We start from the raw sequence: 19,675 nt of genomic DNA on the forward strand, positions 1-19,675 counted from the left end.
GCAACCTAACGCGCAGGCCGATGTTATACTATGTCAGATCACCCCGCAGGGGGCACTTTTGGGCAGTTGCGGGCAGGCGGTAATCCGCGCTAGCCTGCGCGCCATGAGCACCGTATTTTTCACCCACCCCGCCTGCCTTGACCACCGCATGCCAGACGGACATCCGGAGCGTGTTGAGCGGCTGAAGCATGTCCTTGCCGCGCTTGATACGCCCGCCTTTGCCGCGCTTGCGCGCCATCAGGCCCCGCCCGCGCCTGAAAGTGAGCTGCTGCGCTGCCATCCGCAGGCCTATATCGACGAAATCCGCGCCGCCATTCCCACTGAGGGCCTGCGCCCGCTTGATGCCGATACTCATGTCTCGCCCGGCAGCTTTACCGGCGCGCTGGCCGGGGTTGGTCAGGCACTGGGCGCGCTGGATGCGGTGATGGCCGGTGAGGCAAGGAACGCATTCGCGGCGATCCGCCCGCCGGGCCACCATGCCGAAACCGCCAGGCCGATGGGCTTTTGCCTGTTCGGCACCGTGGCGATTGCCGCCAGACGCGCGCTCGATCATCACGGCCTGTCCCGCGTGGCGGTGGTGGATTTCGATGTCCACCACGGCAACGGCACACAGGATCTGCTTTGGGATGAGGGCCGCGTGCTTTTCGTGTCCAGCCATCAGATGCCGCTCTGGCCCGGCACCGGCGAGGCGTCTGAGCGGGGCGCGCATGATAACATCCTGAACCTGCCCCTGCCGCCGGGCTGCAATGGTGCCATGTTCCGCGCCGCCTATGAAAACCATGTTTTCCCGCGACTTGAGGCCTTTGCGCCCGAACTGGTGCTCGTCTCCGCAGGGTTTGACGCCCATATCGAAGACCCGCTGGCGCAGCTGGCGCTTGAGGTGGAAGATTTTGTCTGGATCACCCGCCGCCTGTGCGCACTGGCCGACCGCCACGCGCAGGGGCGGCTGGTTTCCGTGCTTGAGGGCGGCTATAACCTGTCGGCGCTTGCGGCCTCGGTCAAAGCGCATGTCACGGTTTTGATGGAGCAGGGCGCATGAAAGAAGTTACCGAGATGTCGTTCGAGGAGGCCCTGCGCGAGCTGGAAACGGTGGTAGGCCAGTTGGAACGCGGTGATGTCGAGCTGGAAAAGTCCATCGCCCTTTATGAGCGCGGTGCCGATCTGAAGAAGCATTGCGAGGCCAAGCTGGCGCAGGCACAGACCCGGATCGAACAGATCACGCTGGCCGAAAACGGCACGCCCACCGGCACCGCACCTTTCGACGCCGGATGAGCTTTCCAACCCGTCTGCAAACCGCCGCCGGTCAGGTGGCGGGCCGTCTGGACGCCGCGCTGGCGACACTGCCGCCCAGCGCGGTGCGTGAGGCGATGGGCTATGCGCTCAGGGGCGGCAAGGGTCTGCGCGGCTATCTGGTGCTGGAAAGCGCCGCGCTGCATGGCGTTGCGCGTGACCATGCCCTGACAGCGGCTGCCGCGATCGAGGCGATGCATGCCTATTCGCTGGTGCATGACGATCTGCCCGCCATGGATGACGATGACCTGCGCCGTGGCCAGCCCACCGTGCATCTGGCATGGGATGAGGCCACCGCCATTCTGGCCGGTGACGCCCTTCAGGCGCTGGCGTTCGAGCTGGTCTGCCTTCCCGGCCAGCCCAATGGCGCGCAGATGGCCCTGACGCTGGCACGCGCCGCCGGGGCTGCTGGCATGGTGCTGGGTCAGGCGTTGGATATCGCGGCCGAAACCGCCGCCCAGCCCCTGACGCTGGAAGAGATCACCGCGCTTCAGGCGGGCAAGACCGGCGCGCTCTTTGAATGGGCCTGCACCGCCGGGCCGCGCATGGCCGGGGCAGACCCCGCGCCCCTTGCGCGCTATGCCGCCGCCATGGGCCTTGCCTTTCAGATCGCCGACGACATTCTTGATACCGAGGGTGATGCAAGCACCGCCGGAAAGCGCCTGCGCAAGGATGCCGAGGCGGGAAAGGCCACCTTCGTTTCGCTTCTGGGCCTTGATGCTGCGCGGGAACGCGCCGAAACCCTGATTGATACGGCCTGCGCGGCGCTGGAACCCTATGGCGATGGGGCACAATCCTTGCGTGATGCGGCGCGATTCGTTATCAGCCGGGACAGGTAAACGGAAAGTCGCCCATGAGTTCGGACCGCCCCCAAACACCCCTGCTGGACACCATCACGGTTCCCGCCGACATCAAGCGGCTCTCGGATGCCCAGCTCAGGCAGCTTGCAGACGAGCTGCGCGCGGAAACCATCAGCGCGGTATCCGAGACCGGCGGGCATCTGGGCGCGGGGCTTGGCGTGGTGGAACTGACGGTGGCGCTGCACGCGGTGTTCGACACCCCGCGCGACCGGCTGATCTGGGATGTCAGCCACCAATGCTATCCGCATAAAATCATCACCGGGCGGCGTGACCGTATCCGCACCCTGCGTATGAAAGACGGGCTTTCCGGCTTCACCAAGCGCAGTGAATCCCCCTATGACCCGTTTGGCGCGGCGCATAGCTCCACTTCCATCTCGGCGGCGCTGGGTTTCAGGGTGGCGCATGATCTGGGCGGCGCGCCGGACCCTGCGCTGGGTGACGCCATCGCGGTGATCGGTGATGGCAGCATGTCGGCGGGCATGGCGTTTGAGGCGATGAACAACGCAGGCCACCTTGGCAAGCGGCTGTTCGTCATCCTCAATGACAACGAGATGTCCATCGCACCACCCACCGGCGCGCTGTCTTCCTACCTGTCGCGGCTTTACGCACAATCCCCGATGCATGACCTTAAAGCCGCCGCCAAGGGCGCCCTCAGCCTGCTGCCCCCGCCGTTTCAGGAAGGGGCGAAGCGCGCCAAGGACATGCTCAAGCATATGACCGTGGGCGGTACGCTGTTTGAGGAGCTGGGCTTCAAATATGTCGGCCCGATTGACGGGCATGACATGGAGCAGCTTCTGGCCGTCCTGCGCACCGTGCATGACCGCGCCACGGGGCCGATGCTGATCCATGTGCTGACGAAAAAGGGCAAGGGTTATCGCCCTGCCGAAATGGCCACTGACAAGGGCCATGCCACGGCCAAGTTCGATGTCATCACCGGCAAGCAGAAATCCGCGCCCTCGAACGCGCCCAGCTATACCAAGGTCTTTGCCCGCTCGCTGATCGCGCAGGCCGAGCAGGACGATAAGATCGTGGCTGTCACCGCCGCCATGCCCGATGGCACCGGGCTGAACCTGTTTGCTGAGCGCTTCCCGCGCCGTTGCTTCGATGTCGGCATTGCCGAGCAGCATGGCGTGACCTTCTGCGCCGGACTTGCGGCGGGCGGGCTGAAACCCTTCTGCGCGATGTATTCCACCTTCCTGCAGCGCGGCTATGATCAGGTGGTGCATGACGTGGCCATCCAGCGGCTGCCGGTGCGCTTTGCGATTGACCGGGCGGGGCTGGTGGGGGCCGATGGCGCCACGCATGCGGGCTCGTTCGACGTGGCCTATCTGGCCAACCTGCCGGGCTTTGTGGTGATGGCCGCCGCCGATGAGGCTGAGCTGGTGCATATGGTCGCCACCGCCGCCGCGCATGACGAGGGGCCGATCGCCTTCCGCTTTCCGCGTGGCGAGGGGATGGGCGTGGATATGCCCGAGCGCGGCACCCCGCTGGAAATCGGCAAGGGCCGGGTGATGCGCGAGGGCGGGCGCGTGGCGCTTCTCAGCTTCGGCACGCGGCTGGCGGAGGTGCTGAAAGCCTGCGAAGGGCTGGGCGCGCGCGGCATCCAGCCCACCGTGGTCGATGCCCGCTTTGCCAAACCGCTGGACCGTGACCTGATCCTGCAACTGGCCGCGCATCATGAAGCGCTGATCACCATCGAGGAAGGCGCGATCGGCGGATTCGGTAGCCATGTCGCCCAACTGCTCGCCAATGAGGGCGTGTTCGACCGCGGGCTGAAATACCGCTCGATGGTGCTGCCCGATACTTTCATCGATCAGGCCAGCGCGACTGATATGTACGCCGTTGCCGGCATGAACGCCGCTGACATCGAGGCGAAGGTGCTTCAGGTGCTGGGCGTGGCGCAACTGGGCAGCAAGCGGGCGTAGCGCGGCCTTCGCGCTTCCCTTCCTGATCTGTCGGTGCCATCCTCACATAAACGCCATATCGCCGGGTCATACTGGCGCAGGGCAAACCTGTTGAGATATCGATGAAAACACCCCAGTCGCTTCCCGTCGAAATGCTTCCGCCCAGCGAGCCGCGCCAGTTCAATGATGCGAAAGCGGCGGTTGATCACCTTTGCGCGCTGCACGCTGCCGCCACCGGCTTTCTGGTGGACAGGTTCCAGCGCCTGCTTGAAACCGGGCAGGCCCCGGCGCGTTACCGTGCCTTTTACCCTGAGATCCGCATCACCACGACTACCTATGACCAGCCTGACAGCCGCCTCTCGTTCGGCCATGTGCCGGAGCCGGGCACTTATGCCACCACCGTCACGCAGCCTGACCTGTTCCGCGATTATCTTGAGCAGCAGATCGGCCTTCTGATCCGCAATCACCGCGTTCCGGTCAGCATCGGCCCGTCCGAAACACCCATTCCGCTGCATTTTGCCATGGCCGGGCGCGGCGATGTCATCCTGCCGCCGCATGGCGAACTGAAGCTCAGCATGCGCGACATCTTCGATGTGCCGGACCTTGCCATCACCAACGATGATATCGTCAATGGTGAGCGGGTGCGCAATGCCGACGGCTCTGTCCCGCTGGCGCCGTTCACCGCGCAGCGTGTGGACTATTCGCTGGCCCGCCTTGCCCATTACACCGCCACCGAGGCCGAGCATTTTCAGAACCACGTCCTGTTCACCAACTACCAGTTCTACGTTGATGAATTCGAGGCCTACGCCCGTCAGGCCCTTGGCGACCCCGAAAGCGGCTATAGCGCCTTTGTTGCGCCCGGCAATGCGGTTCTGACCGACCCTGACACCCCGTTGCCGCCGCTTGCCCGCCTGCCGCAGATGCCTGCCTATCACCTCAAACGCCCCGGCGGGCAGGGGATTACGCTGGTCAATATCGGCGTCGGCCCCTCGAATGCGAAGACCGCGACCGATCATATCGCCGTTCTGCGCCCGCATGCCTGGCTGATGGTCGGCCACTGCGCCGGGCTGCGCAATTCGCAATCCCTTGGCGATTTCGTGCTGGCCCATGCCTATCTGCGCGAGGACAATGTTCTGAACGATGACCTGCCGGTCTGGGTGCCGATCCCGGCGCTGGCCGAAATCCAGATCGCCCTGCAGGAGGCCGTGGCCGAGATCACCCAGCTTGAAGGGTTCGAGCTGAAGAAGATCATGCGCACCGGCACCGTCGCCACGATCGACAACCGCAACTGGGAGCTGCGCGACCAGTCCGGCCCGGTGCAGCGCCTCTCCACCTCGCGCGCCATCGCGCTGGATATGGAAAGCGCCACCATCGCGGCCAACGGGTTCCGCTTCCGGGTGCCTTATGGCACGCTTCTGTGCGTATCCGACAAGCCGCTGCATGGCGAACTGAAGCTGCCGGGCATGGCCAGCGCCTTCTACAAAACCCAGGTTGCGCGCCATCTTCTGATCGGAATCCGGGCGATGGAGCTTCTGCGCGCCATGCCGCTTGAGCGCATTCACAGCCGCAAGTTGCGCTCCTTTGACGAAACCGCCTTCCTTTGAGTCAGCGCAAACCGGCAAAAATCAGCGACTTTCCCTGTTTTTGCGGTGCCGGGGCCAGCTTTCCGATTGTATGCCTCAGGGAAATGCGGCTACATGCGCAGCAGTCCCGAGGGAGGGGTAGCACCCCCAGTGTTCTGGAAAAAAAGCGCATAACACGTTAAATGGAGCAAACGATGTCGAAACCGATGACCAAGACCCAACTCGTCGCCGCCCTTGCCGAAGAAATGGGCACGGACAAGAAAACCGCCAATGCCGCCCTGGATGCCGTTGGCGCGCTGGTCAGCCGTGAAGTGGCAAATGGCGGTGCGGTTACCCTGCCCGGTATCGGCAAGATCTTCTGCCGTGCGCGCCCTGAGCGTCAGGTCCGTAACCCGGCCACCGGCGAGACCATGACCAAAGCTGCCGACAAGACCGTCAAGGTCACCATCGCCAAAGCGCTCAAGGACAGCGTGAACGGCTGATCTTTCGACACATCGCATACCGGGGGCCGCTGTTCAGCGGCCCTTTTTCATGCGCGCGCCGCTCATGATACCCGCGCTTGTGGCCCCGGCACCGCGCGTCTGCGCAGCAGATAGATATCCATGATCCAGCCATGCGCGGCCCGTGCCTGCTGCCGTCTGGCAAGAATTTCCGGCCCGGCTGTCGCAAGCGGACCTGCGATCAGGATCTCACCCTCCATCCCGACATAGGCGCCCCACCAGATGTCATACTCCGCGCCGGTGAGCGTGGCAAAGGCCCCGCCCGCGTCCAGCATGACGACAAGCGTTGTGCAACCTTCGGGCCAGCCGTGATCGCGCAGCCGGCGGCCGGTTGTGACAAGCACTGGCGCGCCCAGATCGTTGAAGGGGACCGCATGCGCCGCGCACAGCGCCTGTATCGCGGTGATACCCGGGATCACCCGCTGCCTGAGCGGTATGTGCGCGGCCACCCGCTCTGCAATCCGCAATGTGCTGTCATAAAGCGACGGATCGCCCCAGACCAGCAAGCCCACACGCCCGCCCCCGCCCGCCTTGCGGTGTCGGTCGATGGCCGCAATCCAGCAGGCGGCGATGGCATCATGCCAGTCCGTCACGCGGGCCAGATAGTCAGGTACTGCCGGGTCGCGCTGCGGCAGGTCGAAGGTTTCGACCCTTGTATCGGGGTTGGTGATGCAGGACCGGCAGATCGCCAGCCGCAGCCCGGCCAGATCGGCCTTGTCCTCACCCTTCAGCGGCACAAGGATCAGATCGCAGGCATTGATCGCCTTTTCGGCCTGCCGGGTGACATGGTCCGGGTTGCCGGTTCCGATACCGATCAGGAAAAGCTCGATCATCTTTGTGCCTTCAGGAAAAAAGCGCGGCCCGCTACAGGCCGCGCCCTGTCAGGGGATTCCGCGCTCAGGCGGGGGTGTGAAGGCGCGGTGTGACCAGTCCCGCGGGCGTCTTGTCGCGCAGCGCCTTGGCAAGGGCGAGGACGGCAAGGTCAACCAGCGGCTCCAGCACGATCACCAGCATATAGGCCAGCGCGAAGGTGGCGGTCGGGGCCAGCGCCTCGGCCCCCATGCCGTAAAAGGCCCAGGAGGCCACCCAGGCCACGACACCGGCCTGATAGGTGGCCGACAGCGCCAGCACCTGCCCGTACCGCAGATCGACATAGGCGGTGCCGGGCGCGATGATACGGCGGGCCAGCGCGGTCAGCGCATAGAGCGGCACCAGCAGCGTGGTGACGTTCATGGCGAATTGCGGCAGGTCATCGGGGGCAAAGAACAGCCCCTGCAACAGCAGGCCCAGCACCAGCCCGATGGCGGCAGGCCCGGCCCCAAGGATCAGGAACAAGGTCGATCCAAGGATGAAATGCACCTCCGACACGCCGACGGAAAAGGTGGGCAGAACCTCGAAAAACACGAAGGTGCCGACAGTCGCCACCGCCGCGCGCGCCAGCAACGAGGGCAGGCCCCTTTCGCGCAATGTCTCGCGCACAAACCACAGGCCGGTGGCCCCGGCGGCGGCGGCTGTGGCATAGCTCAGCCCGATTTTGGCGGCATCCACGATGCCCGGTTCAATATGCATGATCGTTCTCCATACCGTCACACCCGACGGCTTTGCGGTTTCATGATACAGGCCGGTCTCCTGGCTCGCGGGTCGTGGCGACCATCCACCTTCCCGGCCAGAAGGCCAGTGGCGTATCGGATGGCCGCTCACCGCTTACAGTCGCGGGGGCGGCTGGGGCTGGGGCGCCGCAATTTGGTCCGCCCTTCCCCATTCCCGTTTCAGCCCGGCATGCGTCTGCGTTCCGGGCACCTGAGGCTTGCTTTGTGCGCTGGCGGTGTTTGCCGGTCAAGCGCGATTGCGGCAGGTGTTAATCCCCCTCCCCCGGCACGCTTTCGGGTATGCCTTCCGGCGCACCGCCCGCCAGCGCGCCATACAGGATCAGCGCGGGCTGATCGCTGTGCTGGTGGCTCAGCATTTCAGCCAGTTGCGCGATACTGGCGCGGTGCAGCCGTTGCTGCGGGTGGCTGACGGCCTCGGCCAGCAGGCCCGGGGTCCGGGGCGGCAGGCCGTGACGGATCAGCTCTGCGGCGAGGCGCGGAAAGGTGCGCTTGCCCATATACACCACGGTCGTCGCCTCAGGGTCGGTCAGCGCCGCCCAGTTCAGCCCCTGCGGCAGATCGCCTGTCACGTCAGCGCCGGTGATGAACTGCACCCGCCGCGCGGTCAGACGCCGGGTCAGCGGAATACCGGCCATGGCCGCCGCCGCACAGGCCGAGGGCACGCCCGGGATGATCTCATAGGCGATGCCCGCGCGCTCCAGTGTGGTGATCTCTTCCTCCAGCCGCCCGAAAATCCCGCAATCCCCGGATTTCAGGCGCACCACGCGCACACCGGTGCGCGCCTGATCCACCAGCAGGCGGCTGACATGGTCTTGCCGGGGCGAGGGTTTTCCGGCGCGTTTTCCCACCGCGATCAGCTCGGCCTGCGGCCCGGCGTGGCCCAGAACAGGCCCTGACGAGAGGTCATCGAACAGGATCACATCGGCCCGCGCAAGCCGGTCTGCCGCCTTGAAGGTCAGCAGTTCAGGGTCACCCGGCCCCGATGAGACAAACGAGACAAAGCCGGTCATCCGTTTTCCCCTGCCGGGGCAATCAGATGAAAGAAGCTGCCGCTCACCTGCCCGCCCCCCGGCATGGCGCGGAATGAGCCCGCCTCGGCCACCTCGGCCCCCGCCGCATCCAGCACCCGCGCCGCCGGCGCGTCAGGCTGGGCAAGCACCGTGGCATAGTGAAACTCATGCCCGCGCAGACCGGCCCGCGCGGGAGCGCCCGCAAAGGGCCGGTGCGGCAGGGCCAGACGATAGCCCAGATGCATGCGGCGCGTGGCAAAGCTGCTCTCCAGCCCCAGCAGGCCGGTCATCTCATGGCGCACCCCATCCGCCGCCACCAGCCCGGCGCCAAGCACCATATAGCCGCCGCATTCGCCGTGAACCGGCCTTGTCAGGGCAAAGCGGCGCAGCCCTTCGCGGAACCCTGTGCAGGCGGCAAGGCGCGGAGCGTGCAGCTCAGGGTATCCGCCGGGCAGCCAGCAGGTAGTTGCCGAAGGGTCCGGCGCTTCATCCGCCAGCGGCGAGAACGGCAGGATCGTTGCGCCCTGCGCCCGCCAGCCTGCCAGCAGATGCGGATAGACAAAGGAAAACGCGGCATCGCGGGCCAGCGCAATCCGACCGCCCGGCAAGGGCAGCGGCAGGGGCGCGGCGCTGGTAGCGGAAGTCCCGGTGCCCCGCGCAGCCGCCCTGATCGCCGCCAGATCGCAATGTTCGCCGACAAAGGCAGCGGCCTGCGCCAGTATCTTATGCAGCTGCGGCAGTTCTTCGGCCTGAACAAGGCCCAGATGCCGCGCGGGCAGGCTGATGTCAGGCCGGCGGGGCAGCGCGCCCAGAACCGGCAGCGCCATGCCGTTCTGACCCGCCATTTCCAGCCCCGCGCGCACCAGCGCCTCATGCCGGGGCGAGGCGACCTTGTTCAGGATCACCCCGGCGACCCGCACATCGGGCCGGAACTGCGCCAGCCCCTGCGCCACGGCCGCCGCCGTCTGCGCCTGACCTGAGACATCTAGCACCACAATCACCGGCCAGCCCATCTGCGCCGCGATATCGGCGCTGGCCCCGGTGCCCGCCTCACCGCGCCTGGCCACGCCGTCAAAAAGCCCCATCGACCCCTCGGCGATTATCAGACCGGCGCCCGCCGCGGCCCCGACCAGCGTGCCGGTCCGCTCAGGCCCCATCGCCCAGCTGTCAAGGTTCACCGACGGGCGCCCGCTGGCGGCGGTGTGAAAGGCGGGGTCGATGTAATCCGGCCCGCATTTGAAGGGCTGAACCGCCATCCCCTGCGCGCGAAACGCCCCCAGCAGGCCCAGCGTGACCATGGTTTTGCCGGTGCCCGATGCGGGAGCCGATATCAGAATGCCGGGCGGTATCATGCACCCTCCGGAAAGCGCGGCGCGGTGCCGGTGGGGCGGAAGCGGCGGTCATAGTCACCGGCATAAAGGCGGCTTTCGTCAAAATCCTCGGCCCCCAGCGCATGGCCGACCATGATAAGCGCGGTGCGCTCCCCCGCGCCGATCGCGAGGTTCAGGGTGGCAAGCGTGGCGCGCACCACCCGCTGGTCAGGCCAGCTTGCCCGGAAAACCACCGCCACCGGGCAGTCAGGGCCGTAATGCGGGGTCAGCCGCCGCGCCACATCGCCCAGCACATGCACCGAGAGATGGATCGCCAGGGTCGCCCCGGTGGCCGCGAAGGCCTCAAGGTTTTCACCTTCCGGCATGGCCGAAGCGCGGCCCGAAGTGCGCGTCAACACCACCGATTGCGCCACCCCCGGCAGCGTCAGCTCTGCCCCCAGCACGGCGGCGGCGGCGGCGAAAGAGGGTACACCCGGCGTCACATCATAGGGGATGCCCAACGCGCGCAACCGGCGCTGCTGTTCACCCATCGCCGACCAGACGGACAGATCACCGGAATGCAGCCGCGCCACATCCTGTCCCTTGGCATGGGCACCGGCAATCTCGGTGATGATGGCATCAAGGCTCAGCGGGGCGGTGTTCACAATCCGCGCGCCGGGCGGGCAGTGCGCCAGCAACGCCTCGGGCACCAGACTGCCCGCAAACAGGCAGACCGGGCTGGCGGCGATCAGGTCGCGCCCGCGCAGCGTGATCAGATCCGCCGCGCCGGGGCCTGCGCCGATGAAATGGACGGTCATTCGCATTCTCCCATGCTGAGCGCGATGGCGGCGGTTGCCATGCCATCGGCTGTTCTGAGGCGGGGCACCAACAGCCGCGCGCCCGGCCCCGCACCCACCAGCGCCGCCGCCTCGGCGACCGAGCCGGTGCCATGCAACGCCATGATGCGCGGTGACTGCGCGGGCGTCGCCACACCCCGTATGGCAACCGCAAGAACCGGAATGCCGCGGGCCTGCGCCAACGCGGCAAGCTGCGGCGCACCGGCCTTGCCGGGAACGGTGGCCAGCGCGGCAACCGGGCCGCCCTGCGCCTCAGCCAGCAGCAGCGCGGCCTCAAGCGCGGCAAGGGGTGCATCGGTGCGAAAGCCCAGCCCCGCCACCCTCATTTCACCACGCTCCATTGCACCACCGGGCGGGCAGGAACCCAGCCACGAAACCCGCCCAAAGGCGCCGCCTCGGCCAGATCGGCGCGCAGCAGCTTGCCGCCATGTCTGGCGTGACAGGCGGCAAGCACCGCCTCGGTTTCCAGCGTTACGGCATTGGCAACCAGCCGCACCCCTTCATCCAGCAGGGGCCAGAGCGCGGCATGCAGCGCGCCGTCACCACCTCCGCCGACAAAGACCGCATCGGGCGCGGGCAGACCGGCCAGCGCTTCGGGCGCGCGGCCCAGCACCACGCGCAGCCGGTGCGACAGGCCGAACGCTTCGGCATTGGCGCGGATGGTCGCGGCGCGCGTTTCGCGCTTTTCGATGCTGATCGCCTGCCCCCCGGCAAGGCACCATTCCACCGCGACCGACCCGGAACCCCCGCCGATATCCCACAGCAACGCACCGGGGCGCGGGGCCAGCGCCGAAAGCGTCAGCGCACGGACCGGGCGCCGGGTGATCTGGCCGTCGTGGCGGAAAAGGTCATCCGGCAGGCCCGGCGCGCGCGGCAGCCCCGCGCTGCGCGGCAGGTTGGCCCCGTCCAGCGCAACTGCCACGGGCGCCGCGATATCAGACCAGCCGGTGCCTTCGCGCAGACGCTCCTGCGGGCCACCGACGCGTTCACAGACCGTGACGCGCACCGCGCCAAAGCCATGCGCGGCCAGCCATGCGCCCAGCTCCGCCACCGCCGCACCATCGCGCAACGTGCAGATCGCACGGACACCGCGCGCCAGAACCGGCCTAAGGCGCGCGAAGGGGGCGGCGTGAAGGCCAAGGCACAGCACCTCCTCCAGCCGCCACCCCATCCGCGCCGCCACCAGCGAAAACACCCCGGCCACCGGAAAGGCGCGCCACTCATCCGGCGCAAGCTGGTGCGCGACAGTGCCGCCCGCGCCAAACCAGAACGGATCGCCCGAGACCAGCATCGCCACCCGCCGCCCCCGCAGCGCCAAAAGCGGCGCGGGGTCAAAGGGCACCGGCCATTCCCGCCCGCGCGCGCCGGTGGCGGCCAGCGCCAGATGACGCGGCGCGCCGAACACAACCTCGGCCCCGTCCAGCGCGGCGCGGCTTGCCATGGAAAGGCCATCCGGTCCATCTTCGCCCAGACCGATGATGGAAAGCCAGGGCTCAGACATGACGCGCATCCTTTTGCTTGGCGGCACAACCGAGGCAGGCGCGCTTGCGCAGTTGCTGGCCGGGGCGGGCTGTGATGCGCTTTATTCCTATGCCGGGCGCACCGATGCGCCCCGCGCACAGCCGATCCCCACGCGGGTGGGCGGCTTTGGCGGCGTGGACGGGCTGGCCGCGTTTCTGGCGCAGAACGCGATCAGCCATGTCGTGGATGCGACCCACCCCTTTGCCGCCGGGATCAGCGCCAATGCCCTTGCCGCCTGCACCCGGACCGGCACACCACTGATCGCGCTGGAACGCGCGCCATGGCAGCAGGGGCCGGGCGATGACTGGCACCATGTCGCCGATACCGCCGCCGCCGTGCAGGCCCTGCCGGAAACCCCGTCGCGGGTTTTTCTGGCCATCGGCAAGCAGGCGCTGGCCAGCTTTGCCGCCAGACCGCACCACCACTACCTTCTGCGCCTTGTCGATCCACCCCAGGGCCCGCTGCCCCTGCCAAACGCCAGCGTCGTGATCGCGCGCGGGCCGTTTGACATTGCGGGGGACACAGCGCTGCTGCGCGCGCAGGCGATCACCCATATTGTTGCGCGGAATGCCGGCGGTCAGGGCGCAAGCGCCAAGCTGGCCGCCGCGCGGGCGCTGCGCCTGCCGGTGATCATGATTGACCGGCCTGCGCTGCCGCAGCGGCAGCTTGTCACCAGCCCCGGCGCGGTGATGGCATGGCTGCATCATGGCGCGACCGATCTGGGCGTGTAAAGCCAGCGCCCCACACGGCGCGTGGCCTCATTGCCGACGATGACCACGGTGCGCATATCGGCCATGGCAGGCAGGGCATCGGCCAGTTGCACGGTCGTCAGGCGCTCGTCGGAGGTGCAGACGGCGCGGGCGAACAGGATCAGGCGCGCAGGCTCACATTCCTCGCGCAGGATATCCAGCACACGCGCAAACTGGTGCGGCCGTGACGCCGAGCGCGGGTTGTAGAACGCCATCGCAAAGCCACCCCGCGCGGCGTGGCGCAGGCGGCGCTCAACCTCGGTAAAGGGTTTGAGGTTGTCGGAAAGGTTGATCGCGCAGAAATCATGTCCCAGCGGCGCACCCGCGCGGGCCGCCGCCGCCAGCATCGCGGTGATGCCGGGAAGGATGCGGATATCGGCATCCGCATGCCCGGGATGCGCCTCCATCACCTCGAAAAGGGCAGCGGCCATGGCAAACACCCCCGGATCACCGGAAGAGACGATAACGACACGCCGCCCCTCAGCGGCCATCCGCAGCGCAGACAGCGCGCGCGAAAGCTCTTCGCGGTTGTCAGACGGGTGCAGGCGCAGGCCGGGGCGCGGGGCAATGCGCGCCACATAGGGCGCATAGCCCACAACATCGCTCGCCGCGCCCAGCGCCGCCGTCACCTCCGGCGTGATCAGCGCCGCATCGCCGGGGCCAAGGCCTGCCACCGCTACCCAGCCGGTCATGCCACGCCCCGCGCCACCGGACGGCGGCCCCGCCCGTGCACCAGAACGATAGCGAAATAAGGGCAGTCATCGGCATCAATCTGCGCCAGCGGGGCAATGCGCTGGCCCGGCATGGTGCCCCGCTCGATCAGCCATGCATCGTCCAGCCGCCCCACCGCCTGCAAGGCCCGCCGGACACGCGGCAGGTTGCGCCCCGTCTTCATGATCGCCAGCGCATCGGCGCCGCGCATATGGGCGACCAGCTCCTGCTCAGGCAGGGTGCCCATAAGCACCGTCAGCACGTCATCGCCCCATGTCACCGGCGTGCCCATGGCATTCCAGCAGCCCACCATCCCCGGAATGCCCGGGATCACCTCAACCGGGACATGGTCTTTGAGCCGCACATAAAGATGCATGAACGAGCCGTAAAAGAACGGGTCCCCCTCACAGAGCACCACAACCTCCTGCCTGGCACCGGCAAGCGCAGCCAGCCGCCCCGCCCAGCCGTCATAAAAGGCTGACAGCAGATGGTTGTATTCGGGGCTGTCAAAGGGGATTTCGGTGGTGACGGGGTATTCCATCGCATGCTCCACCGCGCCGGGCGCCAGCATCCCCTCGACAATCCGGCGCGCCTGCCCCTGCCGCCCGGCCTTGCGGAAATAGGCGATGTGGCGCGCGGTGCGGATCGCCCTGTCAGCGCGCACGGCCATCAGATCAGGGTCGCCGGGGCCAAGCCCGGCACAAAGGATGCGGCCCATGCTCATTCCTTCCGGCTGGCCAGAGCATTGACTGCGGCCACCGTGACGGCTGAGCCCCCCAGCCGCCCCTCCACCACAAGGGCAGGCGCGGGGGGCGCGGCGATCAGCGCCGCCTTTGACTCGGCCGCGCCGACAAACCCCACCGGGCAGCCGATGATCGCCGCAGGGCGCGGGCAGGCAGGGTCTTCGAGCATGTTGAGCAGGTAGAACAGCGCCGTGGGCGCATTGCCGATGGCCACCACCGCGCCCTGCAGATGCGGCCGCCACAGCGCAACGGCGGCGGCAGAGCGGGTGTTGCCGCTCTCGGCGGCAAGGGCGGCCACCGAGGGGTCATGCAGCGTGCAGATCACCTCATTACCGGCAGGCAGGCGCGCGCGGGTGATCCCTTCGCTGACCATGCGCGCATCGCACAGGACCGGCGCACCCGCCTCAAGCGCGGTCCGCGCGGCGCGCGCCATGCCGGGGGTGAAGCGCAGGTAATGCTCCAGCCCCACCATCCCGGCGGCATGGATCATGCGCACCGCGACCCCCTCTTCCTCAGGGGTGAAGCGCGCCAGATCGGCCTCAGCGCGGATGATGGCAAAGGACTGCCGGTAGATTTTCGCGCCATCGGTCTCATAGGTATGGGGCATCAGAACATTCCTTTCAGGTCCATCGCCGCATCAGGCGAGAGGCTGCGTTGCGAGGCATCCTGCGCGCTGCCCGATGTGATCAGATCAAAGCCCGCCGCCGTCGCCACCAGCGTGACATCGGCGGGCAACGGATGGGCGCAGCCCTTGGCACAGCCGGAGACATGCAGCACACGCCCCTCGGGCACCTGCGGGGCAAGAAGGCGCGCAAGGGGGCGCACGGCCCGCAGCGCCTGCACACATCCCGGCGCCCCGGTGCAGGCCTGAACCCGGCGCAAAGGGTCATCCGTTGACAGGATCAGGCCGGGCAGGTCAGGAAGGGTCGTCACCCCCTCCAGCAGAAGCATCCGCCAGGGTGTCAGCCGGATATCGCCATGGGCAGCGAGCGCAGCCAGTGTCGCGGCCCCGGTCTGCCCGAAGGCAAAGCCCACCAGCGCGCCGGTCACGCGAAAGGCGGCGGGCACCAGCCCGGGCCCCGGCGGATCAGCGGCGGGTGCGGGCGCCACTTGCCCGGCAAGCCTGCCGCCGGGCAGCACCCCGCGCGCGATCAGCGCGGCCATCCGGCCCCTGCCAGCGCTGACACCCCCGGCGGCGACAAACCAATGCGCCAGCGCGACAGCCATGGCGCCCGCACCCTCCGCCGTAACCGGGGCACCCTTGGCGGCACCGTCACAACGCAGGATCAGGCCGCCCCCCACATCGCGTTCAAGCCGTATGTCAGCAGGCGTATCGCGCAGCAGCGGGGCGGGGCCGGTATCGACGGCAAAACCGAACTTGGCGGGCAGATCAGGCGCTTGCAGCAGGGCCTCCGATACAGCCATCGCCAGCGCATCGGTGCGGGCATCGGCAAAAGGCGTTACCAGCACAGCGCCGCGCGCCTCGGCCAGCGGATCGGCATCAACCAGCCCCAGCGCCTGCAAACGGGCGATCAGAGCGGGGTGCTGCGCGGGCGCGACGCCGCGCAACTGAAGACTGGCGCGCGCTGACAGATCAATCAGTCCGTTGCCAAAGGCCTGCGCCGCTTCCGCAAGGCCGGAGGCCTGCGCGGCGGTCAGCCGCCCGCCGGGCGGGCGCACCCGCACCACCAGCCCGTCGCCCGACATCATGGGCCGCAGGGCACCCGGGCACCAGCCCTGCACGGTGAAGGGCGGCGTCATTGCGGGGCCTCCAGCGTTGCGGCGATGGCGTTGCGCCGCGTCACCCAGAGGCCCGCATCGCGCAGCCGCGCGAAGAGGTCGTGCAGCGCGTGCAATGCGGCGGGGTTTTCGCGCGACATGAAGGCGACCACCGCTTCCCGGCCCAGCGTGGCGTCATGATACAGGTCGAACAGATGCGCGGGCACCACCCCGGCCAGATGGGCAAAGGCCGCCAGATGATCAAGCGTCGCCGCAATCTCGGCGGCACCGCGAAAGCCATGCGCCATCATCCCGTCGGCCCAGGCCGGGTTGGCAGCACGGGCGCGCACCACGCGGGCGATCTCTTCGGTCAGGGTGCGGGCGCGCGGGCGCTCTGGCCGGGTGGCATCCAGATGATAGAGCGCGGGCTTTGCCGCACCGAGCCGCGCCAGCGCCGCCGCGAAGCCTGCCTCATGCGCCGCATAATCAGCAGCCAGAAGCAGGTCGCTTTCCGGCAGATCCTGCGCATGCACAAAGCTGTCGGCCCCGCGCAACCGCGCCTCAAGCCCCGCCCGGTCAGCGCGCGACAGGCCATCAGCACCGATCGCCCAGCCGGAAGCCGCGATCCACGCCTCCCCCGCTGCCGCGCGCGCTTCGGCGGTGAAATCCTCCATCGCCACACCCATACCAAGGCCATACTGGCCCGGGCGCGGGCCAAACACCCGGGCCGCGCGGTGGTGATAGGGGTTGTCCTCAGCCGCTTCCCCGCGCTCTGCCAGCGCCGCGGCCCCCGTCTCAAAAAGCGCGGCCAGCGCCGGAAAAACGTCTCTGAACAGGCCGGAAACCCGCAATGTCACGTCAATCCGCGGCCGCCCCAGCAGGGCAAGCGGCACTACCTCCACCCCGCTTACCCGGCCTGACCCCGCATCCCAGACCGGCGCCAGCCCGGCCAGATGCAGCGCCATGGCGAATTCTTCGCCCGCCGTGCGCATGGTGGCAGAGCCCCACAGATCAACCACCAGCCCCTGCGGCCAGTCGCCCTGATCCTGCAGATGCTTGCGCAACAGCTCTTCCGCCAGTTTCACCCCCTGCGCATGGGCCGACTGACTTGGCACCGCGCGCGGGTCAACGGCGAAGAGGTTGCGCCCCGTGGGCAGCACATCGGCCCGCCCCCGCGCGGGAGAGCCAGAGGGGCCGGGCGCCACACGCTGCCCGGCGAGCGCTGCCATCAGCCCCGCCCGCTCGGAAACACCACAGTCGCCGCGCCCATAGACATGCAGCCCCATGCCATACTGGCTTTCCTTGATGTCGCAGACAAAGCGGTCAATGCGGGTCAGGGCCTCGGCCATGCCGGCATCCTGCGGCAGGCCCAGATCCTCTTCCACGCCGCAGGCCTGTGCCTCGGCGCGGATATCGGCCACCAGCCGGTCACGCCGCGCAGGGTCAAGCCCGTCAGCGGTTGAGTATTCGTCCAGAAGCCGCTCAAGCCGGTGCATCCCGTCCGGCAGAACGCTGAGGGCCAGCGGCGGGGGCAGATGGCCCAGCGTGACCGCCCCGATACGCCGCTTGGCGTGCGCCGCCTCACCCGGGTCATTGACGATGAACGGATAAATGACCGGCATGGCCCCGGTCAGCGCCTCAGGCCAGCAGGTATCCGACAGGGCCACGGCCTTGCCCGGCAACCATTCCAGCGTGCCATGCGCGCCCATATGCACCAGCGCATCCACCGCCTGCGCACGCAGCCACAGGTAAAAGGCGACATAGGCATGGCGCGGAATGCGCGACAGGTCATGATACTCATCCTCCCGCCGCGCCGTATCGCCGCGCTCGGGTTGCAGGGCGATCAGCACCGCGCCCCGCTCCTGCGCGGCAAAGCGGAAGGCACCATCGCGGCAGGCCGGGTCATCCTCTGGGGCGCCCCAGACGGCGCGCAGATCGTCGCGCAGCGCCTGCGGCAGGGTTTCCAGCGCCGCGTGATAATCGGTCAGCGGCCATTCCAGATACGCTTCGCTCAGCGCGCGGGCCAGCGGCGCATCGGGCTGCACGGAATAGCCTTCTTCGGCAAGGTCGCTCAGCAGCGCCTCGGTCGAGGCCAGCGCATCCATCCCCACGGCATGCGCCATCTGATAGGCGCGCCCGGGATAGGTGGAGAGGATAATCGCCAGCCTGCGCTGCGCCACGGGCGTTGTCGCCAGCCGGTGCCAGCGCGCAACCTTCTGCACCACCGCCTCCACCCGCCCGGCATCAGCGCGATGGGCGAAGCGGGAAAACTGCAACGCGCTGTCCCGCTCACCCGGGGATTTGAACGACACGAGCCCGGCAAAAAGGCGCCCGTCAACCTCAGGCAGGACAACATGCATGGCCAGATCGGCAGGGGAAAGGCCCCGGTCTGACAATGCCCAGTCCCGCCGTCGCGCGGTTGACAGCGCAACCTGAAACACCGGGCAGCCCGCTGCATCGAACGGGGTTGCTCCATTGTCATCACGCGCGGAAAAGGCGGTTGCGTTGATGATGGCGACGGGCGGATGCCGCTCTGACCCCTGCTCCAGCCACGGCCGCAGCCAGCCGGAAAAGCCCGGCGCCTTGAGCGAGGGCGCGAAAACGCCGCAGGCCGCAAAACCCGCCGCCCGCAATGCCCCGATCAGCGCATCGACCGGGCCGGTATCTGCCGCCGTCAGATATGAGCGGTAGAAGGACACCAGCACCAGCGCCCCGTCTGGCGGGGCGGCAATGACGCCGCGCTCAGGGTCATAAAAGCCCATGTCAGGCATGCGCTTGTCGCCCGGAACCGGGCCTGCATAGAGCCCCGCCGCAAGGCAAAGCTGCGCCAGCGCGGCCTGCGCCGCCACGGCCCCGCCCGCATCGCACAGGTCCTGCAGGCGGCGCAGGGTCGATACCGGCAGGGTTGAGGCCGCGTCCAGCGCCGGATCAGGCCGCCCGTCGGCGGGCAGCACGGCAAGCGCGATGCCGCGCCGCCGGGCCATGTCCTGCACCGAGGCCAGCCCATAGGGCCAATAGGCCTCGCCGCCGATCAGCCGGATCAGGATGGCCCGCGCGCCTGACAAAGTGCGCTCCACATAGGTATCGACGGAAACCGGATGCTTCAGCGCCACGATGTTCTGCAACCTGAGCGGCGGCAGGCGCGTGCCGGGCGCGCGCGCCGCCCTGTGCCAGCCCGCCGCGAAAGCGCCAAGGTCGCTGTCGGAAAACGACAGCACCACCAGATCAGCCGGGTCCTGCCCCGGATCAAAGGGGGCGCCTGCTTCGTCCAGCCCATGGGTTTCGCGGAAAACGACGTGCATGGGTGC

Annotated in this window: 19 protein-coding genes and 1 riboswitch; of the genes, 7 read left to right on the top strand and 12 right to left on the bottom strand. The window is 67.9% G+C overall.

Features of this window, described 5'->3' with window-relative positions:
- Positions 1–103: 103 nt before the first annotated feature.
- From V7Q53_RS10300 to V7Q53_RS10325, 6 genes are all read left to right on the top strand, one after another.
- Entirely contained in the window at positions 104–1,039 is a 936-nt protein-coding gene (locus V7Q53_RS10300) for a histone deacetylase family protein (RefSeq protein ID WP_333828455.1), read from the top strand.
- Positions 1,036–1,272, top strand: coding sequence for an exodeoxyribonuclease VII small subunit (locus tag V7Q53_RS10305; RefSeq protein WP_333828456.1), 237 nt, complete (start codon positions 1,036–1,038; stop codon positions 1,270–1,272). Before V7Q53_RS10300 ends, V7Q53_RS10305 begins: the two co-directional genes overlap by 4 nt.
- Positions 1,269–2,129 (top strand): polyprenyl synthetase family protein, encoded by an 861-nt coding sequence (locus tag V7Q53_RS10310; protein WP_333828457.1) that lies wholly within the window; start codon positions 1,269–1,271, stop codon positions 2,127–2,129. Before V7Q53_RS10305 ends, V7Q53_RS10310 begins: the two co-directional genes overlap by 4 nt.
- 14 nt (positions 2,130–2,143) lie before the next feature.
- On the top strand, positions 2,144–4,075 hold the full coding sequence (gene dxs, locus V7Q53_RS10315) for a 1-deoxy-D-xylulose-5-phosphate synthase (RefSeq protein WP_333828458.1): 1,932 nt from the start codon (positions 2,144–2,146) through the stop codon (positions 4,073–4,075).
- A 101-nt stretch (positions 4,076–4,176) separates the two neighbouring features.
- Entirely contained in the window at positions 4,177–5,658 is a 1,482-nt protein-coding gene (locus V7Q53_RS10320) for an AMP nucleosidase (RefSeq protein ID WP_442954429.1), read from the top strand.
- Positions 5,659–5,831: 173 nt separating this feature from the next.
- Entirely contained in the window at positions 5,832–6,119 is a 288-nt protein-coding gene (locus V7Q53_RS10325) for an HU family DNA-binding protein (protein ID WP_333828459.1), read from the top strand.
- 62 nt (positions 6,120–6,181) lie between these two features.
- On the opposite strand, the gene cobF is transcribed toward V7Q53_RS10325, so the two are convergent.
- The 7 genes from cobF to cbiT form a co-directional block, all read right to left on the bottom strand.
- A complete protein-coding gene (gene cobF, locus V7Q53_RS10330; protein ID WP_333828460.1) occupies positions 6,182–6,970 on the bottom strand; it encodes a precorrin-6A synthase (deacetylating) in 789 nt (262 codons plus the stop codon).
- 64 nt (positions 6,971–7,034) lie between these two features.
- Positions 7,035–7,706, bottom strand: coding sequence for an energy-coupling factor ABC transporter permease (locus V7Q53_RS10335; protein ID WP_333828461.1), 672 nt, complete (start codon positions 7,704–7,706; stop codon positions 7,035–7,037).
- A 33-nt stretch (positions 7,707–7,739) separates the two neighbouring features.
- A riboswitch (cobalamin riboswitch) is annotated at positions 7,740–7,956 on the bottom strand.
- Positions 7,957–7,995: 39 nt separating this feature from the next.
- Entirely contained in the window at positions 7,996–8,757 is a 762-nt protein-coding gene (gene cobA, locus V7Q53_RS10340) for a uroporphyrinogen-III C-methyltransferase (RefSeq protein ID WP_333828462.1), read from the bottom strand.
- Positions 8,754–10,109: a cobyrinate a,c-diamide synthase gene (locus V7Q53_RS10345; protein ID WP_333828463.1), complete on the bottom strand. Its 1,356-nt coding sequence runs from the start codon at positions 10,107–10,109 to the stop codon at positions 8,754–8,756. The genes cobA and V7Q53_RS10345 overlap by 4 nt, the downstream gene beginning before the upstream one ends.
- Positions 10,106–10,885: a precorrin-4 C(11)-methyltransferase gene (gene cobM, locus V7Q53_RS10350; protein ID WP_333828464.1), complete on the bottom strand. Its 780-nt coding sequence runs from the start codon at positions 10,883–10,885 to the stop codon at positions 10,106–10,108. The genes V7Q53_RS10345 and cobM overlap by 4 nt, the downstream gene beginning before the upstream one ends.
- Entirely contained in the window at positions 10,882–11,250 is a 369-nt protein-coding gene (locus V7Q53_RS10355; RefSeq protein ID WP_333828494.1) for a cobalamin biosynthesis protein, read from the bottom strand. Before V7Q53_RS10355 ends, cobM begins: the two co-directional genes overlap by 4 nt.
- Positions 11,247–12,425, bottom strand: a complete 1,179-nt coding sequence (gene cbiT / locus V7Q53_RS10360; protein WP_333828465.1) for a precorrin-6Y C5,15-methyltransferase (decarboxylating) subunit CbiT — start codon at positions 12,423–12,425, stop codon at positions 11,247–11,249. The genes V7Q53_RS10355 and cbiT overlap by 4 nt, the downstream gene beginning before the upstream one ends.
- On the opposite strand from cbiT, the gene V7Q53_RS10365 reads away from it, so the two are divergent.
- Positions 12,424–13,176 carry a cobalt-precorrin-6A reductase gene (locus V7Q53_RS10365; RefSeq protein ID WP_333828466.1) on the top strand — a complete coding sequence of 251 codons (753 nt, stop codon included), beginning with the start codon at positions 12,424–12,426 and terminating at the stop codon, positions 13,174–13,176. The two genes, cbiT and V7Q53_RS10365, sit on opposite strands and share 2 nt — an antisense overlap.
- On the opposite strand, the gene cobJ is transcribed toward V7Q53_RS10365, so the two are convergent.
- The 5 genes from cobJ to cobN are packed head-to-tail and all read right to left on the bottom strand — an operon-like array spanning position 13,149 to position 19,669.
- The gene (gene cobJ, locus V7Q53_RS10370; RefSeq protein ID WP_333828467.1) at positions 13,149–13,886 is read right to left on the bottom strand and encodes a precorrin-3B C(17)-methyltransferase; all 738 of its coding nucleotides are present in this window, start codon (positions 13,884–13,886) and stop codon (positions 13,149–13,151) included. The two genes, V7Q53_RS10365 and cobJ, sit on opposite strands and share 28 nt — an antisense overlap.
- A complete protein-coding gene (locus tag V7Q53_RS10375) occupies positions 13,883–14,623 on the bottom strand; it encodes a precorrin-2 C(20)-methyltransferase (protein WP_333828468.1) in 741 nt (246 codons plus the stop codon). The genes cobJ and V7Q53_RS10375 overlap by 4 nt, the downstream gene beginning before the upstream one ends.
- A 2-nt stretch (positions 14,624–14,625) precedes the next feature.
- A complete protein-coding gene (locus V7Q53_RS10380) occupies positions 14,626–15,255 on the bottom strand; it encodes a precorrin-8X methylmutase (RefSeq protein ID WP_333828469.1) in 630 nt (209 codons plus the stop codon).
- Positions 15,255–16,409: a precorrin-3B synthase gene (gene cobG / locus V7Q53_RS10385; protein WP_333828470.1), complete on the bottom strand. Its 1,155-nt coding sequence runs from the start codon at positions 16,407–16,409 to the stop codon at positions 15,255–15,257. Before cobG ends, V7Q53_RS10380 begins: the two co-directional genes overlap by 1 nt.
- Complete coding sequence (gene cobN, locus V7Q53_RS10390) at positions 16,406–19,669, bottom strand: cobaltochelatase subunit CobN (RefSeq protein ID WP_333828471.1); 3,264 nt, start codon at positions 19,667–19,669, stop codon at positions 16,406–16,408. The genes cobG and cobN overlap by 4 nt, the downstream gene beginning before the upstream one ends.
- Between the last annotated feature and the right edge of the window lie 6 nt (positions 19,670–19,675).

This window comes from Pararhodobacter sp. (assembly GCF_036802785.1).
Lineage (GTDB): Bacteria > Pseudomonadota > Alphaproteobacteria > Rhodobacterales > Rhodobacteraceae > Pararhodobacter.

Bases quoted from the DNA above. Each gene is read 5' to 3' on its own strand.
- V7Q53_RS10300 (WP_333828455.1), top strand. From the start codon at position 104: ATGAGCACCGTATTTTTCACCCACCCCGCCTGCCTTGACCACCGCATG.
- V7Q53_RS10365 (WP_333828466.1), top strand. From the start codon at position 12,424: ATGACGCGCATCCTTTTGCTTGGCGGCACAACCGAGGCAGGCGCGCTT.
- V7Q53_RS10310 (WP_333828457.1), top strand. From the start codon at position 1,269: ATGAGCTTTCCAACCCGTCTGCAAACCGCCGCCGGTCAGGTGGCGGGC.
- cbiT (WP_333828465.1), bottom strand. From the start codon at position 12,425: ATGTCTGAGCCCTGGCTTTCCATCATCGGTCTGGGCGAAGATGGACCG.
- V7Q53_RS10305 (WP_333828456.1), top strand. From the start codon at position 1,036: ATGAAAGAAGTTACCGAGATGTCGTTCGAGGAGGCCCTGCGCGAGCTG.
- cobA (WP_333828462.1), bottom strand. From the start codon at position 8,757: ATGACCGGCTTTGTCTCGTTTGTCTCATCGGGGCCGGGTGACCCTGAA.
- V7Q53_RS10320 (WP_442954429.1), top strand. From the start codon at position 4,177: ATGAAAACACCCCAGTCGCTTCCCGTCGAAATGCTTCCGCCCAGCGAG.
- cobG (WP_333828470.1), bottom strand. From the start codon at position 16,409: ATGACGCCGCCCTTCACCGTGCAGGGCTGGTGCCCGGGTGCCCTGCGG.
- cobN (WP_333828471.1), bottom strand. From the start codon at position 19,669: ATGCACGTCGTTTTCCGCGAAACCCATGGGCTGGACGAAGCAGGCGCC.
- cobF (WP_333828460.1), bottom strand. From the start codon at position 6,970: ATGATCGAGCTTTTCCTGATCGGTATCGGAACCGGCAACCCGGACCAT.
- dxs (WP_333828458.1), top strand. From the start codon at position 2,144: ATGAGTTCGGACCGCCCCCAAACACCCCTGCTGGACACCATCACGGTT.
- V7Q53_RS10380 (WP_333828469.1), bottom strand. From the start codon at position 15,255: ATGCCCCATACCTATGAGACCGATGGCGCGAAAATCTACCGGCAGTCC.
- cobJ (WP_333828467.1), bottom strand. From the start codon at position 13,886: ATGACCGGCTGGGTAGCGGTGGCAGGCCTTGGCCCCGGCGATGCGGCG.
- V7Q53_RS10375 (WP_333828468.1), bottom strand. From the start codon at position 14,623: ATGGGCCGCATCCTTTGTGCCGGGCTTGGCCCCGGCGACCCTGATCTG.
- V7Q53_RS10345 (WP_333828463.1), bottom strand. From the start codon at position 10,109: ATGATACCGCCCGGCATTCTGATATCGGCTCCCGCATCGGGCACCGGC.
- V7Q53_RS10355 (WP_333828494.1), bottom strand. From the start codon at position 11,250: ATGAGGGTGGCGGGGCTGGGCTTTCGCACCGATGCACCCCTTGCCGCG.
- V7Q53_RS10325 (WP_333828459.1), top strand. From the start codon at position 5,832: ATGTCGAAACCGATGACCAAGACCCAACTCGTCGCCGCCCTTGCCGAA.
- V7Q53_RS10335 (WP_333828461.1), bottom strand. From the start codon at position 7,706: ATGCATATTGAACCGGGCATCGTGGATGCCGCCAAAATCGGGCTGAGC.
- cobM (WP_333828464.1), bottom strand. From the start codon at position 10,885: ATGACCGTCCATTTCATCGGCGCAGGCCCCGGCGCGGCGGATCTGATC.